The following is a 24248-nucleotide window of genomic DNA, read 5'->3' as shown; positions in this document are numbered from 1 at the left end:
CTCCCTTCCATTATTTTTCTCAATTTTGTTTATTATACCACACTTTTTTCCAAAGCGCTTGCCGAGGGGAAAAATTTCTGCTAGAATGTCTTTTGCACCAAATTGCTTATTGATCATTACGATAGATTGATACCAGAAAGGACGATACCTGATTTGAAGATCGGCAACATCACCATCCCCAAAACCGCCGGACTTGCCCCGATGGCAGGTGTGGGCGACCGCGCCTTCCGCGAAATCTGCAAGGAATTTGACTGTGCCTATGTGGTCAGTGAAATGGCAAGCTCGAAGGGCCTAAGCTTTCAGGGCAGCAAAACCGAGGAACTGTTAACCCTTTCCGAAAAGGAACGCCCTGCTGCTATCCAGATTTTCGGCGATGACCCGCAGATTATGGCGCAGGCAGCACAGCTTACCTTAAAATTTAAACCGGACATCATCGACATCAACATGGGCTGTCCTGCACCCAAGGTTGCCGGAAATGGCGGCGGCAGCGCATTGATGAAAAATCCAAAGCTTGCCGGAGAGATTGTCAAAGCCGTTTCTTCGGCAGTTGAGCTTCCCGTCACCGTAAAGTTCCGCAAGGGCTGGGATGAAAATTCGGTCAATGCGGTGGAGTTTGCCAAAATCATGGAGGAAAACGGAGCTGCTGCACTGTGCATCCACGGACGTACTCGCCAGCAGATGTATGCACCGAGTGCCGACTGGGAAATTATCCGCAAGGTAAAGGAAGCGGTATCCATTCCGGTCATGGGAAACGGCGATGTCATCGACGCTGTTTCCTGCAAAAGGATGTACGAGGAAACCGGGGTCGATTTTGTCATGATTGGCCGCGGCGCACAGGGCCGTCCATGGGTATTCAAACAGATTGCTCACTACATGCAGACCGGGGAGTTGCTCCCGGACCCAACTTTAGAAGAAAAGATGGAGATTTTACTGCGTCACATCCGTCTTTCCTGCGATTACAAAGGGGAAAAGATCGGCATGCGGGAAGCCAGAAAGCATGCTGCATGGTACTTTAAGGGAGAATACGGCAGTGCAGATTTCCGCCGCCGTGCAGGTCAGCTTTGCACCTATGATGATTTACAGCGGTTAGCGGAGGAAATGCTCAACAGCCGTCATCATGCATAAAAGGGTTTGGGGGAAATTCCCCCAAACCCTTTTTATTTTTATTAAAATTTTATAGGTTTTATAAAGTCATATCTTCTACAGCACAAGTCTATGCTTTCAATAGGATATGAGATATCTGCCTTTCTGCCACAAAATAAATCTTAATCAAAATGACAGTTTTTGTGGGCTCATGCCGCCCACACTGGCACTTCCTTTTCTTTTACGAGAAAAGGAAGCAAAAGCGTATCTAAGGGGTTTCCCCTTAGATATCCCCTGGGGGCTTTGCCCCCGCAGTAACCGCAAAGCGGTCACGCTCCTCCTCATCTATTACGAAAGTTTCGAGCATCACTGGGGGATCGAAGGGGGCAGGGCAACGTTCTAGCTTCAATAAAAAACAACCTTGACAGTCATTGCCCTTGAGAATCTCGACAAGCTCGATTCTCCGCTGGGGGGATCGAAGGGGAGCCCCCCTTCTGCTGGAAATCCAAAAACCAGGAGGTTTTTGGTGTATCTTTGCCTACTTTCTTTACACAAGAAAGTAGGCGCGGTGTGGAGCGCGCAGCTCCACAAAAAGCACATCCAATTAAACATAAAAAAATCCCTGCACAGATTATGCAGGGATTTTTTATTTATCCTTCTTTATCCAAACAATTTGGTCCAGACCTCTGGCATCAGCGGGTTTTCACGCATCGTTACATTGTGACCAAAATCTTCTGCCTTTTCTCCGTCCCGTAAACGTCTTGCCACTACAACAAGCCGCGCATCTGCAAACTCATAGGTACAGGTGGAAAAGGTTAAAATCTTGTCGTCTGCGTTCATCGTCACACCGGTATCAATCAGCGAACGGCGGTCAATCTGTGCAATATACGCTTCCTTGGCTGCCTTAGTACTGAATTTCAGGTAGTTGATGTAGTCAAACAGCTCCCCGTGCTCCGGTCTGGTGGACACGATGTACACCGCCGAAACCACATACTCATACTTCTGGTACAAAGTGTTGACCTGAATGATTGGATTATCTGCCACAAACTGAGGATCGCGGTAGTTGGTCAGTACATTGAACATCGACTTATCACTGGTGATGTTGTGTCCATAAAGGATGGTGTTATCGTCGCTTAGATCCGGCGAATTACGCTCATCCAGAAAAACCTGACCGTGATTGTCCTCCTCCCCATAAAAATTATGGGTGAGATAATATTCATTGTCCCGCTGCATGATTGGGGTGCTCAACAATCCGTTTCCAATGTTGAGCCATCCGACAATATCGGAATTTACTTCATACAAAGCCTTGTATTCGGGCAGCATGACCGGACCGGTCGAAGTTGCATTTTCTTCTCCAGCCGCAGGCAGATTATTCTGTTGGCTGCCGCTTTCTCCCGGCACTGGTTCCTGTGCTGACTGCTCCTCTTTTCCAGCACCTGTCAGGGAACCCTGATGATACAGCTGCTGCAATTCCTTCTGTGTCTGGCTGCTGTTATAGGATTCGATCGCCCATTTGACAAGATGGAGTGATGAAAACAGCGCCACCATCAGGAAAAAGATGATCAGTCCGATTCGAACTGGCTTTGAAATCCCTTTCATTCTTTCCCGCTTTCCTGTTTGTGTTTATGATTGAGGTTTTTACTAAAACCTGATTGATATTACAGTGTCTGTTTGCCCTGCAGATTACTGCGCCGAAAGTTCCACTGCTTTGAGGATCAGGCTCAGTGCATGAGAAGATGCCAGATAACGGATTGTTTCCCTTGCATCCTGATCTTTTCGGTTTACGTGCAGCATAAATACCTTTTTAAAGTGGTCGCTGTCCACACCGATGTAGACCAATCCAACATCCTTGCCTTCAGATGCTTGCGGTCCTGCATTTCCGGTAACCGATACCCCAATTTCTGCTCCCGAAATACGGCGTATCCCTTCTGCCATCTCTCTGGCAGTCTCTTCCGAAATCGCGCCAAAGGTGTCGAGCGTTTCCTGTTTAACACCCAGAATCTGATGTTTGATGCGGTTGGAGTAGCTGCAAATACCGCATTCAAATACGTCGGATGCACCGCTGACATCGGTGATTCTCTTTGCCACATAACCGCCGGTACAGCTTTCCGCTACGGCTACATGCAGATTTTTTTCCTTGAGCGCCCGTACTGCCGCTGTCTGAAGATCTCCAACATCGATTCCGTACAGAAACTCGCCGACCTTCTCTTTAATCTGTTCCATCACCGGCTGCAGCAGTGCTTCGGCATCTTCGCCCTGCTTTACTCTTGCTGTAACACGCAGCTGTACCTCTCCTGTTTTTGCATAAGGTGCAACCGTTGGATTGGTGCTTTCCTCCATCAGCTCGTGGAGGATACTTTCCAGCATGGATTCCCCGATACCGAAAAAGTGCATAGTGTGGGAAACCAGTCTGGTATCGCTGTCCTTGAGCAGGAACGGTTTGACGCCCTGTTCAAACATTGGTTTCATCTCGCGTGGAGGTCCTGGCAGCATGATAGCTGTTTTGCCCTGCTGTTCTCCCTCGCCTTCGATGGCACAGCCCGGTGCGGTTCCGTTGTGATTTGCAAAGATCACACAGCCTTCCGGCATCATTGCCTGTTTTTTATTGTTGTCTGTCATCACCCGGTTTAAGCGCAGGAAGTGACATTCGATTGCGTGCAGCGATTCCTCGTCCATCACAAGCTTACGGTTAAAATAAGCTGCGATGGTCTCCTTGCTCAGGTCATCATAGGTAGGTCCAAGTCCTCCGGTGGTGATGACAATATCTGCTCTGGAAAAAGCTAGTGCAAGACTTTCCTTTAAGCGCTGGGGATTATCTCCTACCACGCTCTGATGGTATACATTGATTCCCAAACCGGCAAGTTCCTTTGCAATATATGCCGCATTGGTATTGATAATATCTCCCATCAGGATTTCTGTTCCAATACACAAAATTTCCGCACTGCGCTGTTTCATGACTGATGCTCCTTTGATGCCAAAAATGATTCTAAATTAATCCTATCGGAAAAATGTAAACTTTTCTTGTTCTGCTCTCTAATTCTTTGAGAATGTTTTGCACAGGGTAAGAAAAGATATGGATTCTTATATTTTCTCTAGCCTTGTAAAATTATATCATATTTATCATTGCGAAAAAAGATTTTTCTAAAAACTTTGTTTGTTTTCCAAATGTAAGTTTATGGAAACAAAGGAAGAAATAACACCTTTTCTTTTCCCGCATACAAGACACAATCCTAACAAAATCAGAAAAACCCCTTGAGTCTGTCCGCAAGACGTGGTATATTTTCTCTATACTCCACACAATTGTTTTTTGCATAAAAACACATCAGAGGACAAAGACTGTTTGTCCGGAAAGGAGCCGACGATGGCAAAAGAAGAAAAATATCTGCTTGTTGACGAACGTGTTGTACCGGACATCTTTAAAAAAGTTTTAGAGGCAAAAAAATATCTTGCAACCGGCAAGGCAAAAAATTCCTCGGAAGCGGTGCGGCTTGCCAATATTTCCCGCAGTGCTTTTTATAAATATAAAGATCGGGTTATGGAATATAATTCCAGCAGCTCCAACTCCATTGTCACCTTCTATCTGACCATGGAAGACATCCCCGGTGTGCTGTCATCGGTCATCAATCACCTTGCCGAATACGGCGCAAACATCCTCACCATCAACCAGAACATCCCTTCTGACGGGGTCGCTGCGGTCACCGTATCAATTCGCATGACCGACGTTACCCTTGAGGAAGAACAGCTGATACAGCGTCTGCGCGCTTTGAAGGGCGTTGTGAAGGTCAGCAAAGTTTCCTAATATCCCATGTCAATCGGTGCGTGTCATCACGCAGAAGGAGAATTTATCTACATGAAAAAAATCGCAGTACTTGGCTGCGGCACGGTCGGTTCGGGCGTTGTCGAAGTCTTTTATAAAAATCGTTCCAGCATCCAGAAAAAGAGCGGATGTGATATGGACATCAAATACATCTATCTTCGCCGGGCACACCCCGAGCTGCTTACACAATATCCCGACCTGCATCTGGAGGAAAAATTCTGCTTTGATTTTGACACCATCGCAAACGATCCTGAGATCAACATTGTGGTCGAAGTGATGGGCGGCATTGACCCTGCTTACCACTTTGTAAAAACCTGCCTGCAAAAAGGAAAAAGTGTTGCTACCGCAAACAAGGAGCTGATCGCCAACAAGGGTGCGGAGCTGCTCTCGATTGCAAAACAAAACCATGTCAATATCCTGTTTGAGGCAAGTGTGGGCGGCGGCATCCCGATCATCCGTCCCCTTCATCAATGCCTTGGTGCAAACGAAATTGACGACATTCAGGGTATCTTAAACGGTACCACAAACTTTATCCTCACCAAAATGATTCGGGAGAACATGAATTTTGCAGATGCTCTCTCCCTTGCACAGAAACTCGGTTATGCAGAAGCTGACCCTACCGCTGATGTCGAGGGCCTAGACGCCTGCCGCAAAATCTGCATTCTTGCTTCCCTTGCATATGGCAAACAAATCAATCCGCAGTGGGTCTCCTGCGAAGGCATCTCCAAAATTACAGCCGAAGATGTGGAATACGCAAAGGACTGGGGCGGTGTCATCAAACTGATCGGTAAAGCCACCCGCGACGAGCAGACCCAGAAAATTGCCATGATGGTTGCACCGATGTTTGTTCCGCAGGAAAGCCAGCTCTCCACTGTGGATGATGTGTTCAATGGTATTCTGGTCACCGGAGACGCAACCGGTGAAGTTTTGTTCTACGGCAAGGGTGCCGGAAAACTTCCAACCGCATCTGCTGTCATGTCCGACGTGATCGACTGTGCAAAAGCAACCGATACCATCGATACTCTCTATTGGGAAGACGGCGATGGCAGTGAACTTGCCGATCTTTCCCTCCTTCCTTCCCGCTTCTACCTGCGCTTCCAGATGCAGTACAGTCAGCAGCTTAGCTGGCTGGAACACAGTTTCTGCCATGCGGAATTTCTGGCAAGAAAAAATCAGCCGCAGACCGAAGCAGCTCTTGTCACCGACAGCATGACACCAGAGCATCTGGATCTTTTACTGCAAAGTGCAAAAAAAGAAGGCATCACCCTTCTTTCCAAAATTGTGGTGTTATAATGCTCTTTTGATAAAAAAAGCCTTGCCCTCTTCTTTTGTGAAAAAACAGTTGGGACAAACTGGTGTGGCTGTGTGTATTCTGCCTGCATAGGATAGATTGTAAGTCGCCGGATAAACCCGATAATTTATCGATGTAAAGTAGTAGCACAATGTCATATAATACAAAATGTTTGACTCTGCGTCCTGCTTTTTACCGCGAAAGGTAGAGTTTATTAGGGAAAGTTTCAATAACTCTTGAATTGTTGTCTTTTATTGTATTATAATCAAACAATCAAGAGATTGATGGAGGTAATGCTATGAACCTGATCGTGCAAAAGTTCGGTGGAACCTCTGTTGCTAATGCGGAACGTGTCCGCCATGTGGCTCAGATCATCACCGATACATATGAAAAAGGAAATGCCGTCATCGCTGTTGTTTCCGCTCAGGGCGACACGACTGACGATTTAATTGCAAAAGCCGCTGAAATCAGCGATAAACCATCCAGCCGTGAAATGGACGTCCTTCTGTCCACCGGAGAACAGATTTCCATGTCGCTGCTTGCCATGGCAATTGAAAAACTGGGTTATCCAGTTATCTCTCTGACCGGCTGGCAGGCAGGATTCTTAACCGAATCCACCCATAAAAATGCCCGCATCAAGAAGATCAACACCGAGCGTCTGCAAAACGAGCTGGACAAGAAAAATATCGTCATTGTTGCAGGATTCCAGGGAATCAACCGCTACGACGATATCACCACACTCGGACGCGGCGGAAGCGATACCAGTGCGGTAGCAATCGCTGCAGCTATGAAAGCTGACAAGTGCGAGATCTACACCGACGTTGATGGTGTTTACACCACCGACCCTCGCATTGTACCTCATGCACACAAGCTGGATGAGATCACCTATGATGAGATGTTGGAGCTGGCAACCTGCGGTGCCACCGTTCTGCACAACCGTTCGGTTGAGATGGCTAAAAAATATTCTGTGAAATTGGAAGTTCGCTCGAGCATCCACAGTGATGTACCGGGCACCGAAGTCAAGGAGGTTTGCAAAGTGGAGAAAATGCTGATTAAGGGCGTCGCAATGGACAATGACGTAACCCGTATTTCGATTATTGAGGTTCCTGACCATCCGGGTATCGCATTCAAGATCTTCTCTGCTCTGGCTGCAAACAAGATTAACGTCGACATCATCCTTCAGTCGGTAGGCCGCGCTGGAACAAAAGATATCAGTTTCACCGTTTCCACCTCTCAGAAAGAAGATGCCCTGCGCATCTCCGAAGAGCTCAAATCGGTTATCGGTGCAAAAGAAGTTACCTTTAACGACAACGTTTCCAAAGTTTCCATCGTTGGTGCCGGCATGCTTTCCAACCCTGGTGTAGCTGCTATGATGTTTGAAGCACTGGGTGAAAACAACATCAACATCAGCATGATCTCCACCAGTGAGATCAAGATCTCCGTTCTGATCGAACAGGATCTTGCGAAAAAGGCAGTGAATGCAATTCACGACAAATTCGATCTGTAATCTTTGTGCAGGGAAGGATTAACGTCTTTCCCTGCGCTTTTTTTATTCTAAAATTCTTTGTAAGAGGAGGGATTATCATGGAATTAAATCATGTTGGTACCAGAACACTTAAAACTACCCGTCTGGTCCTGCGCCCCTTTTGCCTTTCTGATGCACAGGCAATGTATGACAACTGGGCAAATGATGCTGAAGTAACAAAGTTTATGATGTGGGAGCCTCACGCTTCGGTGGAGGTCACTCAATCGATTCTGGAAAGCTGGATGCCTCTGTACGAGAAGCCGGACTACTATCATTGGGCGATTACCCTGGACGGGACGCCGATTGGTGCAGTGGGGCTGTATATTCTCAATGAAAGAGCCGGTGTCGGGGATCTCGGCTATTCTCTGAGCCAAAAATGGTGGAAACATGGCATCATGAGCGAAGCGGTACAGGCTGTTATCGACTTTGCGTTTGAAACGGTCGGTTTTGAGCGGATTGAAGCCCATCATTCGGTGGACAACCCCGGTTCCGGCGGCGTCATGAAAAAATGTGGGATGCTTTACGAAGGGCATATGCGCAAAAAGTACCTCAGTACCCGTGGCGTTTTCGAGGACTGCGACCTGTATGCGATTCTCAAAGAGGACTGGGAAAGAAATAAAAAGTTGCCGCACCATGTCGGCACACAGACACTCATCACCAAACGTCTGATTTTGAGAAAATTTACTCCAGAGGACGAGGAAGCCATGTTCGAGCATGTTTCCCAGCTTCCGAAAACCTCTCCATTCTCCAGCGATCAACCGTCATATTCCCGCCGAGAAGCTTATCAGCTTTTCCAGCAATATATTCTCTCTCAGTACAAGCACCCTGACTTTTATCGCTGGTGTATCTGTGTCGGAGAGACGTTTGTTGGAAACATTACCCTCACCATGCTCAGTGATACGGCACGAACTGCGGAAATTGGCTACACGATCAATGAAGCATGGCGCGGCAAGGGAATCGCAACCGAAGCCGTTCAGGCTGTCCTTGATTTTGCCTTTGGTACAATTTGTCTCAACCGCATTGAAGCGCATTATGCAGTCGATAATGTTGCTTCCGGTGCTGTCTTGAAAAAATGCGGAATGCTTTATGAGGGACATATGCGCCAGAAATATTTGAGTATGCGCGGTGTTTTTGAGGATTGCGATTCATATGCGATCTTAAAAGAAGACTGGCAGAAAAAGAAACAACTATAAAACCCAAAAAGACCGAAGGAAAATCCTTCGGTCTTTTTGGGTTCGAGAGTAAGTATGTTTGGGTCCTATAAAAAGCTGCCAGACGGCGGATGCAAACCATCCGGCAGCAGAAGATATCGAAAAAGCTAAAGTTTTTAAATTAAAGTTTTCGTCCACCTTTTTCAAAAGGTGGTGGGTTTCAAAAGGGCAAAGCCCTTTGACGCACTCCGCAGAGTGCGGAAACTCGAGTTGAACTTGTTCAACTCTTATCGCCAGGCGCATTTGCGGGTGAATTTTTCAATCCAAGTTTTGGATTGAAAAAGAGGGGGCTTTTGTAAGAGAAAAGCCCCCTATGGGACAAACGATGTGCACTTTCCAGAAAAACCTCCCAGTGGGAGATTTTTCTGCTGTCTATGCTGATACCATTAAAAATAGATCGATAAAAATTATGTCTCAGCTATCTGTATTTGTAAAATAAGGTTTCTGCTGCCGAAAACTTCCCACCGGGAACTTTTCGGGGACAGCTTGTACAGTTCGTCAGTTTGTGAAAACCCTTTCTATCGCAAAGGGTTTTCACACTTTCCTAAATGCTCTTGAACGATAAAAGCCTTTCGCACTCTGCGGAGTGCGCCCAAAGGCTCTGCCTTTGGAAACCGCGAGCTTTTTGTAAAAAGCTCGACCAAAAACTTCTGTTTTTCGCTCTCCAACCGTCTTTGCGACGTAGGCGAACTATGTCCAGCTTGAAGTTAGCTATATTAGCATTCCCCTTAACCACAACAGAATCTTCTTCTCCCGGCGCGATACCTGCACCTGGGTCATGTCCAGTTCCTTTGCGGTCTGTACCTGCGTTTTGTTCTGAAAATACCGCAGCTGAATCAGCTTCCTGTCACGCTCCTCCAGCTGTCCCAGCATCTGTTTGAGCGAGATCAAATCGGACAGCAGCTCCTCCGGAGAGGATACCGGCAAATCGATCTCCGAGCTATCCTCGTCGCTTGTCAGCGAGACCACCGGAGCACTTGCGCCCAGCGCTTCAACCACCGCTTCCTCCTCTACCCCAAGTCTTTGGGAAAGTTCCCCGACAGTCGGTTCTCTCCCTGTTTCCTTGGCAAATTTTTCTCTTTCCCTCACTACCTTCATCGACAGCTCCTTTAGACTGCGGCTGACTTTCACAGTGCCGCCATCCCGAAAGAGTCTGCGCATTTCTCCTAAAATAACCGGAACCGCATAAGTGGAAAACCGAACACCCCGCTGTGTATCAAAGGCATCGGTCGCTTTGACCAGCCCCATACATCCCGCCTGAAACAGATCGTCGTATTCAATTCCCTTTCCCTTGAACTTATGGGCACAGGCATGCACCAGTCCCATATTTTCTTCAATCATGCGGCTTCGTTCATTCTCGGCTGTTGTGTACATTGTTTTCTCCTTTGGAGACAATCCGCTTTTCCAGCACGACCGTCGTGCCCTTTTGCGGCTGGGAGAAAACCTTCACCTTGTCCATCAGGCTTTCCATCACAGCAAATCCCAGCCCTGCACGCTCTTCTTCGGGAGCGGTGGTGAACAAAGGCTCCATCGCCTTTTTCACATCTTCGATTCCGCACCCTTTATCTTTGATTTTGATTACGATCCGATTGTCCGAATAGATATTCGCTGTTATGTACACCTTGTCTATCTTTTCCCGATAGCCGTGAACAATGCAGTTGGTCACAGCCTCGGAGACAGCGGTCTTTACGTCGGTCAGTTCCTCTACTGTGGGGTCCAGCCCGCACAAAAACGCCGCTACCGCAGTTCTCGCAAACGATTCGTTTGCCGACCTTGAGTCAAAGCAAAGACGCATCGTATTGATTGCTTTCATCACAAAACCTCCGGTCATCTGTTCTTTTTTATTCTGTCAGTTCTGATCTTTCCATACGTCTGCTATTGGATTTCAGCCAGCTTGTCCAATCCTGCCAGCTTCATCACTTTTCGAAGCGGAGCCGGAAGATTTTGCAAAATCACCTTTCCTCCGGTTTCCTGCATCAGCCGAAACCGCCCCATTACCAGTCCAATTCCGGAGGAATCCATAAAAGTAACCCTCGCAAAATCCAGTATCAGCTCGGCAGGAGCTGCCTGTATAATGCTTTCATCAATTGTTTCCCGGATCTGAGCGGCGCTGTGATGGTCAATCTCTCCTGACAGATATGCTCTGACCACGTCCTCCTTGATCTGTATCTCAACAGCCATCTGATTATTCTCCCTCCGTTTCACCAGGGCCTGTTTTGTTTAAACTCTTTTCCTGTTTCCTTTCGGCCATTCCTGTCCACTTTTTTCCTTTGCTGTATCCACATCATACCCCCTTTTGCTTAAAAAACTTCGGGAAAGCTGTCAGCTGTTTTTTCTTTTTCTTTCCAATCTGTTAAATTATTTTTTCCTGCATCTTTTTTTCCTTTTTTTGACACTATACAATCGGAAAAGTTTTCCACAAATCTTTGTGAAATGGGTGGAAGACAATTCTTTACAAAAATGGGAATTTCTTTACAGTTTTACAAATAGCATAGAAATCCCCATCATCCTGTGTTACAATAAAGAAAAAGAGTATCACCCACAAAAGGAGGACACCCTATGAAATACACGACACTACTCTGCCTGCTGGCAGCTTTGATTATCTCTCTTTCTATGACCGGATGCAGCCGTGACCCGAAGCCAACAGAACAGGACTCTGAACCGGAGGTTTCGCTGGAACTTGGAGAAGATAATTCCGAGAAAGAAGAAAACACCAAGCCTTCCCTTGCTCAGCTTGGCGGAGAAGATAACGAAAAAGAGTCTTCTGAAGAAGATAAAGAGGAAGAAGTAAAAGCTGAAACGCAACTGCCATCTTCTCAGACAGAGGAAAAACCGACAGAAGAAACCACCGAAAAAACCCCGGAACCCGAACAGGAAACTCCGGTCTCCCAGACACAAACTCTGCCTTTCTCGCAGCAACTTCAGATCCGCCCACAGGAGGAACTGAAAGAGAATCCACAAAAACTGGATACCCGGCTTTATGCAGTGTTTAAAAACACAATGGAACAAAATTTTTCCCGCAAAAAAGGCACCCTGTCAGTTTACCGTCTCAATTATGACGGAACCGAGGGCGCCTATGAGCTCCAGTTTGATTTAAACGCAGCTTATGATGAAAAGGGAAATCTCAATAAAAATGCAGCCGTGGACGCTAACATGAAGGTTGCCGAAACTTTGCAGGCTGGCATCAATTATGGTCAGGGCAGCCGCGAAACCTATAAGACCTATCAGGAATATGCAGATACCTTGGAATGGCTCAAATCTCCATTGCTAAGCGACGAAGGATTTATGCTGAAAAACTTTTCCAAACTCACCATGACACAGGAGGATGGTCATTATCTGATTGAAGCTGTTTATACTCCGGCAGCACTCAAGTCACTGTACGATCAGGAGATTGACGGAACCGTATCTTCTTATATTCAGCTGGATCAGGATGGAAACATCGAGCAGCTCGGCTGGGAACAGATCGAAGTAATCGACGATTATCCAAAGACCATTGCCTGCTCGGAATATACATTTAAATAATCCGTTGAATCTTTCTATGTCCGCTGTCTTCATAACACAATATACCAAAAAAGGATCGTCATGAAATTCATGACGATCCTTTTTATGTAAAATATTAACGGACAACCGCTCCATAGCCCTTTGCCAGACGTTCCAGAATCGACTCATCCAGATTGCTTCTGGAATCCACAAAGGCACAGCCGTTATACATCAGCAGTGCCATCTCCAGCGCTTCCTCACTGTCAGACAGGAAGGATACCGGCATGTGCAGCATGTAAGCATTGAGTGCAAAACAGTACGCGTCATCCACCGTCTCGATACAGATGGTGGCAACATCCGCTCCGCTTTCCTCCAGCTCCAGCAGCTCATCCGACATATCCCTGCGGCAGTAAATCGGCTCGGTCTGATCAAAATACTCATCAAGGAAATAAGGTTCGGTTGCTCCTGCCATCAAAATGGTCTGGGCATCCTCCTTTTCCACATGGACGCTGTGAAAATCAAACTCCCGCATCATCTGTCCGATTTTCGCGATATGTTCCGGAGTGGTGTAGCAGCATCCACCCACCAGGGTCGCCCCGCGGGAAAGCAATCCGCGCATCTGCTCTGCCATCTCCTCCGGTGAAAGCATCCGGTCAAAATCTTCTCCTGCTCTCGGACGGACAATCAGCGGTATCTTAGCATAAGGGGCGATCTCCTCGATGTGGTGATAAAGCTTTTCCGGACGATCACAGCAGGAAAGCCCAAACGCTGCCGCTCCCAGATTCTGGCAGACAATCAGCGCCGAAACAAGGTCACTTCCCATGCAGGTCTCGCCATCCTCTTCCACATTGAGGGTCACCATAACCGGCAGTCCTGCCTGACGGCAGCCCAAAATCGCTGCCCTGCTTTGAGAAATGGTGGTCATGGTATCTGCAATCAGCAGATCAACACCGCCCTCTTTGAGTGCCAGTGCCTGACTGGCATAAATTCCAACCAAATCCAGAAATGGAGTTTCACCAAACGGTTCCGCCTGAATTTCCAGAGGCGCAACCACTCCCGCTACCAGAACCGAAGGATCAAACTGACGGCAGGTTTCTACGGTAAGTTGAGCTAACTGCCGATTATATTCTGCCATCTTATCCTGCAATTCCCATTTTTCCAGCATCACAGCATTTGCCTGTGCGGTCGGGGTACAGATCATGCGGCTGCCCGCCTGCAAAAAGGCGTGATGCAGCTGCTGCAGTGCCGATGGATTTTCCAGAATCCACTGAGCAGGACAGCTGTACTGCGGCATTCCATTTAACATAAGGTTGGTTGCCGTTGCCCCATCCATGAGCAACGGCTGTGATAATCGAACGTCCATTTTTTCCTCCAATGAGTTTGTATCAAAAGGCTGATTGTTTTATCAAACTTCTTGTCGGCGCCGTAGGCGAACAAAAAATTTTGTCAACTTTTTCAAAAGTTGTGGGGGTACGGGGGTGAAACCCCTGTGACAAATAAGAAAAAATATTTAAATCGATAGGGGCAGCAAAGCTATTTCGATGCTGTGGTACGTCAGTACCAGGCTAAGCTGGCTTAGCCTAATTGAGAACGCAGATTTAAAAAATTAGACGTGAGTTTCTACCGCCGAAAACTTCCCACTGGGAACTTTTCGGAGACAGCTACTGCTCGCAATCGGTTTTCGAGGACTTTTTCTCTTGCAAAAAGTCCTCGAGCTCTCAAAAATGCGCCTGACGATGAGAGTTGAACAAGTTCAACTCGAGATTTTCGCTCGTTGCGACGAGCGACTAAAGGCTCTGCCTTTAGAATCCGCCACCTTTTAAAAAAGGTGGACGAAAACTTCTGTTTGCGCTCTGTCGAAACTTTTTTTCTCCCAGCTACCCGTCTTCGCACAAAACCAGAGCGCGAAACAGGGTGCAGGCTCAGCCTGCTACATGGTTTCTGGAGCAGTGATCTTCAAAAGCTTGAGCAGGTTTGCAATTACGGTGCGTGCAGCGATACACAGGGAGATTCTTGCCTGCATCAGTGCTTCGTCTTCACCCTGTACACGGCAAGCATTGTAGAACTTGTGGAACAAGGTTGCAACATCCATCAGATAATGGGTCAGTCTTGCAGGGTCGTAGTTCTTTGCAGCGTTGATGATTTCCTGTGGGCACTGTGCCAGTTTGCGGATCAGTTCTCTTTCTTCATCTTTGCTCAGCAGTGTCAGCTCCTCTGCGGTGCACTCTCTTGGCTGGATACCCTGTGCAGAGAGGTTTTTGAGGATCGAGCAGATTCTTGCGTGTGCATACTGTACATAGTAAACCGGGTTCTGGGAAGATTCTTCTACTGCAAGGTCAAGGTCAAAGTCCAAAGTGGAGTTTGGCTCACGCATGTTGAAGAAGAAACGTGCAGCATCGATTGGAACCAGATCGGTCAGGTCAGACAGGGTGATGGATTTACCGGTACGTTTGCTCATGCGGTATGGCTCGCCGTCCTTCATCAGACGAACCAGCTGCATCAAAACGATGTCAAGCTTGCTGCCATCCAGACCGATTGCATCCATCGCACCTTTCAGTCTTGCAACATGGCCATGATGGTCTGCACCCCATACGTTGATTACGCGGTCAAAGTGACGGTCAGCAAATTTGTTCTTGTGGTAAGCAATATCAGCGGTAAAGTAGGTTGGGTTGCCGTTTGCACGGATCAGAACTTCGTCCTTTTCTCCGCCAAATTCTGTTGCCTTGTACCAAACTGCACCATCTTTTTCATAGGTCAGTCCACGTTTGGTCAGATCATCCACAACTGCTTTTACTGCGCCGGACTGATGCAGAGTGCTTTCCGGGAACCATACATCGTAAACGATGCGGTATTTTTCCAGATCGGTTCTGAGCTTTTCAATGTTCTTTGGCAGAGCAAAATCAACCAGAGCCTGACGGCGTTCCTGCTCAGAAACATTTAACAGGCTGTCGCCGTGTACATCTGCATACTGCTGTGCACGCTCTTTGATGTCTTCACCATGATAGCCGTCTTCCGGGAACTCTACTGCATCTTCACCCTTAAAGATCTGGAGGTATCTTGCTTCCAAAGAAAGTCCGAATTTTTCAATCTGGTTGCCGGCATCGTTGATGTAGAACTCACGGGTTACATCGTAACCGCAAGCATCCATAGCTGCTGCCAGACAGTCGCCGATTGCGCCGCCGCGGGCATTACCCATGTGCATTGGGCCGGTTGGGTTTGCGGATACAAACTCGATCATAACCTTTTCGCCCTTGCCGTAATCGGAACGACCGTAGTTTTCTTTTGCTGCCAGTACGCCGGAAACGATATCAGCAAACCACAGCGGGCTTACAAAGAAGTTGATAAAACCAGGACCAGCAATTTCCACGCGGTCGATGTAGCGTGCAGTGGAAAAATCCATCTCCTCTTTGAGGATGTTTGCAATCTTAACAGGAGCGTTGCAGAAGGTTCTTGCAGAAACCATTGCTGCGTTGGAAGCAAAATCTCCGTGTGTTGTCTCTGCCGGAATCTCTACGGTAAAGTTTGGAATTTCTGCCTCTGGGAGCTTTCCATCCTGCATTGCCTTTGTGAATGCATTTTTGAGAAGGTTCTCTACCTCATGCATTGCGTCCTGTACAAAATTTGTATTCATGTTGACTTCCTTTCCTTTCTTTGGCTCACCGGGAAAAGTTCCCTGTGACAAATCAATCAAAGCATTTCTGCGATATTGTTACTGTGCCAGAATTTCTTTTAAGGTGATGGTAACGGTGTTCTCGCTGGCTACGGTAGCTTCGATGTCCAGCGTGTAACCAAACGACAGGTTTCCACCTCGGTCGCTTAAGTCACTGTCAAAGTGATTTCCCATCACACCGATAGTCATTGCGCCATAGCCTGTGTCATACTGACACTGGTGGCGAATACCGTTTTCCACAATCAGCTGAGAGCGGGAAGTTCCAAAGCGGGTCATTGTCACCTTATCTTTTGGACCCACCTTCAAAGTGGTGCGGCATCCTTCATAACCGGTTGCCTCGGTCTCCTCGTAGCTGATGTAGTACATCTGATTTTTGCGATAAAAACGTCCGGTGGTCACCATCTCGATGACGTCCTTTTCGTTTCCGATTTTCTGTGTGCCCTTAATGGTAATGAGCACATCTTTTTTCATATCCTTTGTATTTTCCATTCCTTGACCATGCCTTTTCGTGTCATTGACTTTTTCTCGTATTGTGTTACAACAGCTCGATGCGGTTGACCGCTCCGGTCACCGGCTCGCCCAAAAAGATGGATGCTGTCTTGTCAAAGGTTTCGATCTCGTCGGTAACATTGTACTCGGTCGTTCCCGGCTCGGTACGGTCAGAAAGCATACCGTTTTTCAGCAGTGTATTTCGGACTGCTTTTGCTGCGCATTGTCCGGAATCGATGAGTGTCACCTTATAATCGAGGATGCGGTTGAATGTTTCATACAGCAGCGGATAATGGGTGCATCCCAAAATCAGGGTGTCGATCTTTTCCTTAATCAGCGGCTCCAGATACATCTGCACTGCAAGCGTGGTAATCTGATTGTCCGGCTCAATCATGCCATTTTCCACCAGATGTACAAGCAGCGGGCAGGGATTTCCGTAAACGTGAATATCGCTGCGGATACCCCTCATCGCTCTGCCAAAGGCGTTGCTCTTTAAAGTAGCGTTGGTACCCACTACACCGATTCTGCCCCGTGCGCTCATTGCACAGGCTTCCTGCGCTGCCGGAAGCACGATGTCCACATAGGGAACCGGCAGCTTGGAAGAAATCTCCCTTGGCAGTGTGCTGCTGACGGTACCGCAGGCAGCAAGAATCATCTTGATGTCCTTTTTAATCAGAAAGTCTATATCCTGCTGTGCGTATTTAATGATGGTTTCGCGGCTTCGGGAACCATAAGGAACCCTTCCGGTATCGCCAAGATAAACAATGTTTTCGTTTGGAAGAATCTTGTGCAGTTCCTTGACCGCAGTCAAGCCTCCCAATCCGGAGTCAAATACACCGATTGCTCTGTTATCCATCGGCTGCCTCCTTCTTTCTTTGTTTTCTCATTATTTTCGTTCCAGTCCCAAACGGATCAGACGGTCAATCAGCTCACTGTAAGAGACACCACAGTAGTCCCAGAGTTTTGGATACATGCTGATCGAGGTAAAGCCTGGAATGGTATTGATTTCGTTTAAGATGACCTCTCCATCCGATTTGCGTACAAAGAAGTCGATACGGGAGAATCCTTCACATCCAATTGCCTTGAATGCCTTTTCTGCGGTCTGGCGCAGTTTGAGCGAAGTTTCTTCCGACACTCTTCCTGGGATGTGGAGCACTGTGGTACCATCAATATATTTTGCCTCGTAGGTATAAAATTCCACAACCGGAACCAGTTCACCTACAACGCCGGCAGCTTTTGGATCGCCGTTGCCCAGCACTGCGGTCTCCACTTCCTGCATCTCGATGCATTCTTCAACCACAGCTTTGTAGTCCTCTTTGAGAGCGGTTTCGCAGGCAGACTTAAGCTCCTCGCGGTTATGTGCCTTTCCAACTCCAACCGAAGAACCTGCATTTGCCGGTTTTACAAACATTGGGTAACCCAGTTTTTCTTCGGCATCCTTTGCAAAGTTTTCAAAGTCATTCATCTTTTCGCCGTTTACGATCACCCATTTTGCCATCTTGATGCCGTTGGCTTCCAGAATGGTGTGGGTCATCTCTTTATCCATGCAGTTTGCGCTGGAAATCATGTTGCAGCCAACAAACGGGATTCCTGCCAGCTGGAACAGGCCCTGAATGGTGCCGTCCTCACCATGTTTTCCGTGCAGAACCGGGAAACAGATATCGACCGGAACAACGGTAACCTGATCTTTATCGATGAGCAAAATGCCCTTGTGGCTGCGGTCCGGGGAAACAACAGCGGTGCGCAGATTTTTATCCTGCTCCCATTTCTGATCGGTGATCTCATCGATCGAACCGGTATATTCTACCCAGCGGCCATCCTTGGTGATGCCGATGGTCAGTACTTCATAATCTTCAGGCATATTCCGAAGTACCGACTGGACAGACATCAGCGAGATTTCATGTTCGCTGGACACCCCGCCAAACAGTACGGCAACTCGGATTTTTTTCTCGTTCATGAACAAACACTCCTTTTGCCCTGCCATGCAGAGTACAGAAGATACAGAAATATACTATATTCTGCACTGCTTTTTTATTCTGATACAGGCCTATTTTTGACGCAGCTTTTTGCTGCTTGCTTTCTATCTATATATAAGTATAAAAATCCGTATTTATCATTGTATCATACAAAACCCTTCGGTTTCAATTGGTGCATTGTATTATTTTACATATTCCCCCAGCCATTTGCTTGTTACAATTTCCAGCAGGCTGAGCCTGCACCAGCTTGAAGCTGGGCACAATTTCGCACTTTGGTTTGGTACAAAATGGCAGTTTCAGCACACGGCGTTCGCTCTCGTTAACACACTCGCTCGTTGGAGCGAAAAAGTTTCGACAGAGCAAAACTAAAGTTTTTGGTAGTTGAAAACAAGTTTTCAACTTGCTTTTCTACAAAAAGTTCATGGTGTCCAAAGGCAAAGCCTTTGGTCGCTCGTCGCAATGAGCGAAACACTCGAGTTGAACTTGTTCAACTATCAAAAATGCGCCTAAACGATAAGGTATTTCGCCTTCTGCGGAAGGCGACCAGAGTTTCACTCTGGACTGGACATTTTTTGAAAAAATTGTCTAAAACTTTTGTTTTTTCTCCTACCACCCGTCTTTGCGCCGTAGGCGAACTGGGTGCAGGCTCAGCCTGCTGGCAAAAACGGACAAGGAAACGGCTGTTTTGGCCGGATGTTATCTGACAGAATCCATAAAGTTAAAAAAAACGGGATAAAAAAGCCAAAAAGCCGTTGACGAGCTGTGGGTGAGTGTGGTATTATTTTATCACCTCTAAAAGGGTTATTTTTTTATGTCCAAAAATGAACCATCCATCCGCCAACAGGCACAAAATGTGTCAGGTTGGAGATTCAAGCGTTTCCTTTACGAGGGAGGCAAAAAAATCCGTTTTATCAGGAGGTGCCGATATGAGGACTAAAATTACCTTAGCTTGCACAGAGTGCAAACAGCGTAATTACAACACAAAGAAAAACAAGAAAAACGATCCTGACAGACTTGAGATGAACAAATACTGCAAGTTCTGCCGCAAACACACACTTCACAAAGAAACCAAGTAGGCGAAAGGCGGGCTGTTTAAATGGCTGATGAAAAGAAACCAGGCTTTTTCAAGCGTATCGCCTCTGGGATCAAGCGCTTTTTCAAAGATTCGAAAGGTGAAATGAAAAAGATTGTTTGGCCGAGCAAAAAAACAGTTCTCAATAACACTGGAATTGTTATTATCGTCCTTGCAGCTTTCAGCGTTGGCATTGGAGTGATCGATTTCATCTTCAACGCTCTCGTTGGTTTATTTCACTAATCACAAGCTTACCCAATCATCTACACCATTGGAGGTATCCCTATGTCTGAAGCTCCAAAATGGTATGTGGTGCACACCTATTCCGGTTACGAAAACAAGGTTGCATCAGATATCGAAAATGCGGTGGAAAACCGTAAGCTGCATGATTTGATTGCAGGTGTCATGGTTCCTACCGAAAAGGTTGTTGAGATCAAAGACAACAAAAAGCGTGAAGTGGAACGCAAGATTTTCCCAGGCTATGTGCTTGTCAACATGATCATGACAGATGATTCCTGGTACGTTGTCCGCAACATTCGTGGAGTAACTGGCTTTGTCGGACCTGGTTCCAAACCTGTTCCACTGTCTGACGAAGAAGTAGCTGCCCTTGGTGTGGAGAAAAAACAGGTCGAAGTCAACTTTGAGGTTGGCGACTCTGTTAAGATCATCGACGGTTATCTTGACGGTTTCATCGGCGTCGTAGAAGAACTCGATACCGAACGCAACATGGTCAAGGTTGTCGTTTCCATGTTTGGAAGAGAGACACCCGTAGAGCTTGAACTGGATCAGGTAGAGACTATAGAATAAATATCGTCTTGATGAGGTGACTTAAAACTTTAACCCGTTTTAGGTCGTGCCCGAAAGGGTTTTGTCATCTTTGCATGGGGCAAAGATGGCGCAGTGGGAGGGACAAAAAACCAAAATCGTGTCCCGACTGACCACATTTTATGGAGGTGCAATTTACTAATGGCTCAGAAAGTTACCGGCTACATTAAGCTGCAGATTCCTGCCGGAAAAGCGACTCCGGCACCACCGGTTGGCCCAGCTCTTGGTCAGCATGGTGTTAACATCATGGCATTCACAAAAGAGTTCAACGAAAGAACAAAGAACGATGCAGGTCTGATCATTCCAGTTGTAATCACTGTTTACGCTGACAGATCCTTCACATTCGTTACAAAGACCCCTCCGGCTGCTGTACTCATCAAAAAAGAGTGCAAGATTGAATCCGGTTCTGGTGTTCCAAACAAAACTAAAGTTGCAAAAATCACAAAAGCACAGTTGCAGAAAATCGCTGAGATGAAAATGCCAGACCTCAATGCTGCAAACCTGGATGCTGCTATCAGCATGATCGCAGGTTCTGCTCGCGCAATGGGCGTCGAGGTAGTTGACTAGTACTCCCCGGGTGGGAGGAGATTTCCGCATTTACCACTCAGGATAGGGAGGAGTAATTTAAAATGAAACACGGAAAGAAATATCAGGACAGCACTAAACTGGTTGATACTGCTGCTCTGTACGATACCACTGAAGCAATTGAAAACTGCCTGAAAACAGCAAAGGCTAAATTTGATGAAACTGTAGAAATCCATGTAAGACTGGGTGTTGACTCCCGTCATGCTGAACAGCAGGTTCGTGGTGCAGTTGTACTGCCAAACGGTACCGGTAAAACTGTTCGCGTAATGGTATTCTGCAAAGGCGACAAAGTTGACGCTGCTCTGGCTGCTGGCGCTGATTACGCTGGTGCTGAAGAGTACATGCAGAAAATCCAGGGCGGCTGGATGGACTTCGACGTTGTCATCGCTAGCCCTGACATGATGGGTGTTGTTGGTCGTCTTGGTAAAGTTCTCGGTCCAAGAGGCTTGATGCCATCTCCAAAAGCTGGTACTGTAACTCCTGACGTTGTAAAAGCTGTTCAGGAAGCAAAAGCTGGTAAGATCGAGTACCGTCTGGACAAAACAAACATCATCCACTGCCCAATCGGCAAAGCTTCCTTCGGCGTTGAAAAACTCCAGGAAAACTTTGAAACCCTGATGGGTGCTATCGTAAAAGCAAAACCAGCAGCAGCAAAAGGTCAGTACGTTAAATCCTGTGTTCTGGCTACAACAATGGGCCCTGGCGTTAAAGTTAACCCATCCAAGTTCTGCTAATCGGCTTTTGGCTGAAGATAGAATTGATAAAACTCCCGTACATGGTACGGGAGTTTTTTTGTTGATCTTTCCACATTTTCCAGTCGAATCTGGGGAAAACTCTCCGTTTTAAGGAAGTTTTCTATTATTAATACAAAGCAAAAGGCGCCGGCAATTGCCGGCGCCTTTTGCTTATACGGGAAAAAGACAATATTAAGAAAATATCAAATTCAGATTCCGACGTTCGGAAGTTTGCTTCTCAAAAAAAGGATACTACTCATAGTGTAGATGGTTTCGGCCATCACGTAGATACTCCTGCTCCAATCAGCAGGCTTATATGAATAGCGTTTGATGGTGTCCACGCAGATATTTTTTATTCTGCGCTGCAAAAAGAGAAGCACAAAAAAGAAGTATGAAAAAGTTATTACTTCTATATTATAGTCAATTTTTGCCTGAAAATCAAGTGTTTTTGTTCAATCTTTATGCTAAACTTTGCATTTTTTGTATATATAAACTATTTTGGTCTTTTATTTCCATCAAATTTTATTATTTTTATGCCCGCACAAACTTTACTGTTTCAAGGATTCATCCACAGATTTCTGCATTTTATTTTGTCTGAGAATTTCATATTTTTCCTTTGTCGCAAGACCTCCGCGGATATGACGTTCCTGTTTATTGTGCTCCAGAACCTTTTTCACCTGTTCCCACAGCTGCGGATTCATCTGCTGCAAACGCTGGGTAACGTCTTTATGTACTGTACTTTTAGAAATGACAAACTTTTTGGCAGCCTGACGCACGGTGGCGTCCTGTTCAATAATATACTGTGCCAGCTTGACGGCACGTTCTTCCGGTAAGCCTTTCACGCTCTTGCCTCCCCTGCATTTCATTTCGCTTATCCTATTCTATGCAGGAGGGTGGGAGCTTATTTCCTAATTTGTGCAGGATTCTTTGAGATTCTGAAAAGATACCCTTACCAATCTATGCTCTATATTCAATTTAAAAAGAAAAGGGAAAAAATCTCGTTGATCCCTTCCCCTTAACAAAACATATTCTCGTTTGATATCTAACCATTTATTTTGATATTCTGTTTCTTCGATCTTACATGCAAAGCTCCAGACTTTATCAAGCTCTGCAACAAGCCTCGGAAATAAGCAAAGAAGAAATAAACAGTCAGACAAATTGCAATCACTGCCGGCAATATGGTCTGGTTCCAGTTTGTTGTGAGCAGTACGGTCTGCACCCCAATCCCCACAAAACCTGGAATCAGTCTTACCCAGCAAACCTTCATCCGGACAAAATGACGGACATCCCAGATACGATAAACAATCTGGAAAAGGGTGGAAATCAGACTTGCAAGCACTACACCCCAGATTTCGAACATTGGAACAAACATCACACAGAGCAGCAGATTGACCAAGGTACCAATCACCATGCTGGGCAAAGCTCTTCTGGTCTTTTTGCAGGCAGTGTAAAGAGTCTTATAGAAACTGAAAATACACTCTATCAGAGCTGTCAAAAGTACAACTGGAATATAAATATGCCCTGCGTAAAACTCATTTTTGAGGGTGAATTTTACCAAAATTGGAGAGAAACACAAAATCCATCCGCCCGCCGTCAGTGCAATCACGGCATAGGCATTAAAAATATCTGAATAATATTTTTCCCTTTCCTTATGGTTGAACATACGGGAATTGTTGAGCTGTAGTGCTGCATACAGCGCCTGCTGGAACATGTTGATGACAGAAGAAATCTTCATCACCGCAATATACATTCCCACTACCGAATAGCTGGTAAACAATAGCAGGACATAACGTCCCGACATATTGATCAGCCAGTATCCGATATTATAAAGAATAAGCGGAGCACTGAAGCGCAGCATTTCAACCAATGCTGGACGGCATCGGATTCTCAAATCAATATCGCGATAGATTTTTCCTGCTGTAATCAGGTAAACACTGGTGCACAGATAGGAAAGTCCGATTGCGTAAAGATAGCCGTTGGTTCCAAAATCTGCAATCACCAAAAACAGAACGCTGAACCCTGCCAGACAGATCGCATTGATGATTCCGCTGGAGGCAAAGAGTTTGGAATACCCTTTTCCCCGCACAAAAAAGGAAAGCATCGTTTTAAGCGCATAGGTATAGGTAATCCAAAACAGCTGGGTGGTATAGGGATAATTTCCAATCAAATCAATGATGGAAAACAAAACAATTCCTCCACCGGCAGAAAGAATCATCAGTTTGAGCCCTGCCGTAGCAATCGTTTTTTCCCCATATTCCTTTCCCACCAGAAAACGAAGCACCGCCTCAAAGGCACTCAACGTCAGAATCGGATAGAAAAACTCTGCCAGATTGTTTACCAGTTCTGCCGCACCATAAGCTTCGGTGGTAAGACTGCTGGTATACAGCGGCATCAGGAGGAACTGAATCAATTTGGTCATCACAGTTCCCATTGAAAATACAAAAATATCTTTGATCAGCTGCTTTGCTCCCTGATTCACCGTTCTCCTCC

General features: G+C 46.4%; 23 protein-coding genes and 1 riboswitch. Of the genes, 11 read left to right on the top strand and 12 right to left on the bottom strand.

The window, feature by feature from the left end:
- Nucleotides 1-153: 153 nt before the first annotated feature.
- Nucleotides 154-1125: a tRNA dihydrouridine synthase DusB gene (dusB, locus tag BQ5375_RS05810; protein WP_076917554.1), complete on the top strand. Its 972-nt coding sequence runs from the start codon at nt 154-156 to the stop codon at nt 1123-1125.
- Between the two features lie 618 nt (nt 1126-1743).
- On the opposite strand, the gene srtB is transcribed toward dusB, so the two are convergent.
- On the bottom strand, nt 1744-2682 hold the full coding sequence (gene srtB, locus BQ5375_RS05805; protein WP_076917553.1) for a class B sortase: 939 nt from the start codon (nt 2680-2682) through the stop codon (nt 1744-1746).
- A gap of 84 nt (nt 2683-2766) precedes the next feature.
- Nucleotides 2767-4038, bottom strand: a complete 1272-nt coding sequence (locus BQ5375_RS05800; RefSeq protein WP_076917552.1) for a competence/damage-inducible protein A — start codon at nt 4036-4038, stop codon at nt 2767-2769.
- 406 nt (nt 4039-4444) lie between these two features.
- Here BQ5375_RS05800 and BQ5375_RS05795 point away from each other — a divergent pair, with 406 nt between their 5' ends.
- The 4 genes from BQ5375_RS05795 to BQ5375_RS05780 all read left to right on the top strand — a co-directional run bounded on the left by BQ5375_RS05795 (nt 4445) and on the right by BQ5375_RS05780 (nt 8909).
- A complete protein-coding gene (locus BQ5375_RS05795; RefSeq protein WP_022131363.1) occupies nt 4445-4882 on the top strand; it encodes an ACT domain-containing protein in 438 nt (145 codons plus the stop codon).
- Between the two features lie 51 nt (nt 4883-4933).
- Nucleotides 4934-6193: a homoserine dehydrogenase gene (locus tag BQ5375_RS05790; protein WP_076917551.1), complete on the top strand. Its 1260-nt coding sequence runs from the start codon at nt 4934-4936 to the stop codon at nt 6191-6193.
- 296 nt (nt 6194-6489) lie between these two features.
- The gene (locus BQ5375_RS05785; protein WP_076917550.1) at nt 6490-7698 is read left to right on the top strand and encodes an aspartate kinase; all 1209 of its coding nucleotides are present in this window, start codon (nt 6490-6492) and stop codon (nt 7696-7698) included.
- A gap of 77 nt (nt 7699-7775) precedes the next feature.
- Nucleotides 7776-8909, top strand: a complete 1134-nt coding sequence (locus tag BQ5375_RS05780) for a GNAT family N-acetyltransferase (RefSeq protein WP_076917549.1) — start codon at nt 7776-7778, stop codon at nt 8907-8909.
- Between the two features lie 729 nt (nt 8910-9638).
- On the opposite strand, the gene BQ5375_RS05775 is transcribed toward BQ5375_RS05780, so the two are convergent.
- The 3 genes from BQ5375_RS05775 to BQ5375_RS05765 form a co-directional block, all read right to left on the bottom strand.
- Nucleotides 9639-10301 carry a sigma-70 family RNA polymerase sigma factor gene (locus BQ5375_RS05775; RefSeq protein ID WP_022133142.1) on the bottom strand — a complete coding sequence of 221 codons (663 nt, stop codon included), beginning with the start codon at nt 10299-10301 and terminating at the stop codon, nt 9639-9641.
- A complete protein-coding gene (gene spoIIAB, locus BQ5375_RS05770) occupies nt 10279-10740 on the bottom strand; it encodes an anti-sigma F factor (RefSeq protein WP_022133143.1) in 462 nt (153 codons plus the stop codon). The genes BQ5375_RS05775 and spoIIAB overlap by 23 nt, the downstream gene beginning before the upstream one ends.
- 62 nt (nt 10741-10802) lie before the next feature.
- Nucleotides 10803-11108: an STAS domain-containing protein gene (locus BQ5375_RS05765; protein WP_022133144.1), complete on the bottom strand. Its 306-nt coding sequence runs from the start codon at nt 11106-11108 to the stop codon at nt 10803-10805.
- A gap of 378 nt (nt 11109-11486) precedes the next feature.
- On the opposite strand from BQ5375_RS05765, the gene BQ5375_RS05760 reads away from it, so the two are divergent.
- Nucleotides 11487-12449, top strand: coding sequence for a hypothetical protein (locus BQ5375_RS05760; RefSeq protein ID WP_022133145.1), 963 nt, complete (start codon nt 11487-11489; stop codon nt 12447-12449).
- 94 nt (nt 12450-12543) lie between these two features.
- Here the strand turns inward: BQ5375_RS05760 and BQ5375_RS05755 are convergent, their stop codons facing one another.
- The 5 genes from BQ5375_RS05755 to BQ5375_RS05735 all read right to left on the bottom strand — a co-directional run bounded on the left by BQ5375_RS05755 (nt 12544) and on the right by BQ5375_RS05735 (nt 18523).
- A complete protein-coding gene (locus BQ5375_RS05755) occupies nt 12544-13770 on the bottom strand; it encodes a homocysteine S-methyltransferase family protein (RefSeq protein ID WP_022133146.1) in 1227 nt (408 codons plus the stop codon).
- Nucleotides 13771-14337: 567 nt separating this feature from the next.
- Nucleotides 14338-16038 (bottom strand): arginine--tRNA ligase, encoded by a 1701-nt coding sequence (argS, locus tag BQ5375_RS05750; RefSeq protein WP_022133147.1) that lies wholly within the window; start codon nt 16036-16038, stop codon nt 14338-14340.
- A 78-nt stretch (nt 16039-16116) separates the two neighbouring features.
- Nucleotides 16117-16566, bottom strand: a complete 450-nt coding sequence (locus BQ5375_RS05745; protein WP_022133148.1) for a YwiB family protein — start codon at nt 16564-16566, stop codon at nt 16117-16119.
- 46 nt (nt 16567-16612) lie between these two features.
- Nucleotides 16613-17422, bottom strand: a complete 810-nt coding sequence (murI, locus tag BQ5375_RS05740) for a glutamate racemase (RefSeq protein WP_022133149.1) — start codon at nt 17420-17422, stop codon at nt 16613-16615.
- Between the two features lie 30 nt (nt 17423-17452).
- On the bottom strand, nt 17453-18523 hold the full coding sequence (locus tag BQ5375_RS05735) for a D-alanine--D-alanine ligase family protein (RefSeq protein WP_022133150.1): 1071 nt from the start codon (nt 18521-18523) through the stop codon (nt 17453-17455).
- Between the two features lie 945 nt (nt 18524-19468).
- Between BQ5375_RS05735 and rpmG the strand changes: the two genes are divergently transcribed.
- The 5 genes from rpmG (at nt 19469) to rplA (ending at nt 21758) form a co-directional block, all read left to right on the top strand.
- Nucleotides 19469-19618, top strand: a complete 150-nt coding sequence (gene rpmG, locus BQ5375_RS05730) for a 50S ribosomal protein L33 (protein WP_022117277.1) — start codon at nt 19469-19471, stop codon at nt 19616-19618.
- A gap of 20 nt (nt 19619-19638) precedes the next feature.
- Nucleotides 19639-19857 (top strand): preprotein translocase subunit SecE, encoded by a 219-nt coding sequence (gene secE, locus BQ5375_RS05725; protein ID WP_022133151.1) that lies wholly within the window; start codon nt 19639-19641, stop codon nt 19855-19857.
- A gap of 42 nt (nt 19858-19899) precedes the next feature.
- Entirely contained in the window at nt 19900-20421 is a 522-nt protein-coding gene (gene nusG / locus BQ5375_RS05720) for a transcription termination/antitermination protein NusG (RefSeq protein ID WP_022133152.1), read from the top strand.
- Nucleotides 20422-20580: 159 nt separating this feature from the next.
- Nucleotides 20581-21006 (top strand): 50S ribosomal protein L11, encoded by a 426-nt coding sequence (gene rplK / locus BQ5375_RS05715; RefSeq protein ID WP_022133153.1) that lies wholly within the window; start codon nt 20581-20583, stop codon nt 21004-21006.
- A gap of 62 nt (nt 21007-21068) precedes the next feature.
- Nucleotides 21069-21758 carry a 50S ribosomal protein L1 gene (gene rplA / locus BQ5375_RS05710; RefSeq protein WP_022133154.1) on the top strand — a complete coding sequence of 230 codons (690 nt, stop codon included), beginning with the start codon at nt 21069-21071 and terminating at the stop codon, nt 21756-21758.
- Nucleotides 21759-21997: 239 nt separating this feature from the next.
- Nucleotides 21998-22098, bottom strand: a riboswitch (purine riboswitch).
- Between the two features lie 208 nt (nt 22099-22306).
- Here rplA and spoIIID read toward each other — a convergent pair.
- On the bottom strand, nt 22307-22600 hold the full coding sequence (gene spoIIID, locus BQ5375_RS05705) for a sporulation transcriptional regulator SpoIIID (protein WP_022132672.1): 294 nt from the start codon (nt 22598-22600) through the stop codon (nt 22307-22309).
- 200 nt (nt 22601-22800) lie between these two features.
- A complete protein-coding gene (locus tag BQ5375_RS05700; protein WP_022132673.1) occupies nt 22801-24237 on the bottom strand; it encodes a lipopolysaccharide biosynthesis protein in 1437 nt (478 codons plus the stop codon).
- Nucleotides 24238-24248: the final 11 nt, after the last annotated feature.

Source organism: Negativibacillus massiliensis (assembly GCF_900148495.1).
GTDB lineage: Bacteria > Bacillota > Clostridia > Oscillospirales > Ruminococcaceae > Negativibacillus > Negativibacillus massiliensis.
Note: the sequence above shows the minus strand (reverse complement) of the source record. Positions and strands in the feature narration are given on the sequence as shown.

Coding starts and splice junctions, on each gene's coding strand:
- srtB (WP_076917553.1), bottom strand. CDS start 2,682: ATGAAAGGGATTTCAAAGCCAGTTCGAATCGGACTGATCATCTTTTTC.
- BQ5375_RS05785 (WP_076917550.1), top strand. CDS start 6,490: ATGAACCTGATCGTGCAAAAGTTCGGTGGAACCTCTGTTGCTAATGCG.
- murI (WP_022133149.1), bottom strand. CDS start 17,422: ATGGATAACAGAGCAATCGGTGTATTTGACTCCGGATTGGGAGGCTTG.
- BQ5375_RS05765 (WP_022133144.1), bottom strand. CDS start 11,108: ATGGCTGTTGAGATACAGATCAAGGAGGACGTGGTCAGAGCATATCTG.
- spoIIAB (WP_022133143.1), bottom strand. CDS start 10,740: ATGAAAGCAATCAATACGATGCGTCTTTGCTTTGACTCAAGGTCGGCA.
- BQ5375_RS05780 (WP_076917549.1), top strand. CDS start 7,776: ATGGAATTAAATCATGTTGGTACCAGAACACTTAAAACTACCCGTCTG.
- argS (WP_022133147.1), bottom strand. CDS start 16,038: ATGAATACAAATTTTGTACAGGACGCAATGCATGAGGTAGAGAACCTT.
- BQ5375_RS05775 (WP_022133142.1), bottom strand. CDS start 10,301: ATGTACACAACAGCCGAGAATGAACGAAGCCGCATGATTGAAGAAAAT.
- nusG (WP_022133152.1), top strand. CDS start 19,900: ATGTCTGAAGCTCCAAAATGGTATGTGGTGCACACCTATTCCGGTTAC.
- BQ5375_RS05755 (WP_022133146.1), bottom strand. CDS start 13,770: ATGGACGTTCGATTATCACAGCCGTTGCTCATGGATGGGGCAACGGCA.
- BQ5375_RS05790 (WP_076917551.1), top strand. CDS start 4,934: ATGAAAAAAATCGCAGTACTTGGCTGCGGCACGGTCGGTTCGGGCGTT.
- BQ5375_RS05800 (WP_076917552.1), bottom strand. CDS start 4,038: ATGAAACAGCGCAGTGCGGAAATTTTGTGTATTGGAACAGAAATCCTG.
- rplA (WP_022133154.1), top strand. CDS start 21,069: ATGAAACACGGAAAGAAATATCAGGACAGCACTAAACTGGTTGATACT.
- BQ5375_RS05795 (WP_022131363.1), top strand. CDS start 4,445: ATGGCAAAAGAAGAAAAATATCTGCTTGTTGACGAACGTGTTGTACCG.
- rplK (WP_022133153.1), top strand. CDS start 20,581: ATGGCTCAGAAAGTTACCGGCTACATTAAGCTGCAGATTCCTGCCGGA.
- BQ5375_RS05745 (WP_022133148.1), bottom strand. CDS start 16,566: ATGGAAAATACAAAGGATATGAAAAAAGATGTGCTCATTACCATTAAG.
- secE (WP_022133151.1), top strand. CDS start 19,639: ATGGCTGATGAAAAGAAACCAGGCTTTTTCAAGCGTATCGCCTCTGGG.
- BQ5375_RS05760 (WP_022133145.1), top strand. CDS start 11,487: ATGAAATACACGACACTACTCTGCCTGCTGGCAGCTTTGATTATCTCT.
- BQ5375_RS05735 (WP_022133150.1), bottom strand. CDS start 18,523: ATGAACGAGAAAAAAATCCGAGTTGCCGTACTGTTTGGCGGGGTGTCC.
- rpmG (WP_022117277.1), top strand. CDS start 19,469: ATGAGGACTAAAATTACCTTAGCTTGCACAGAGTGCAAACAGCGTAAT.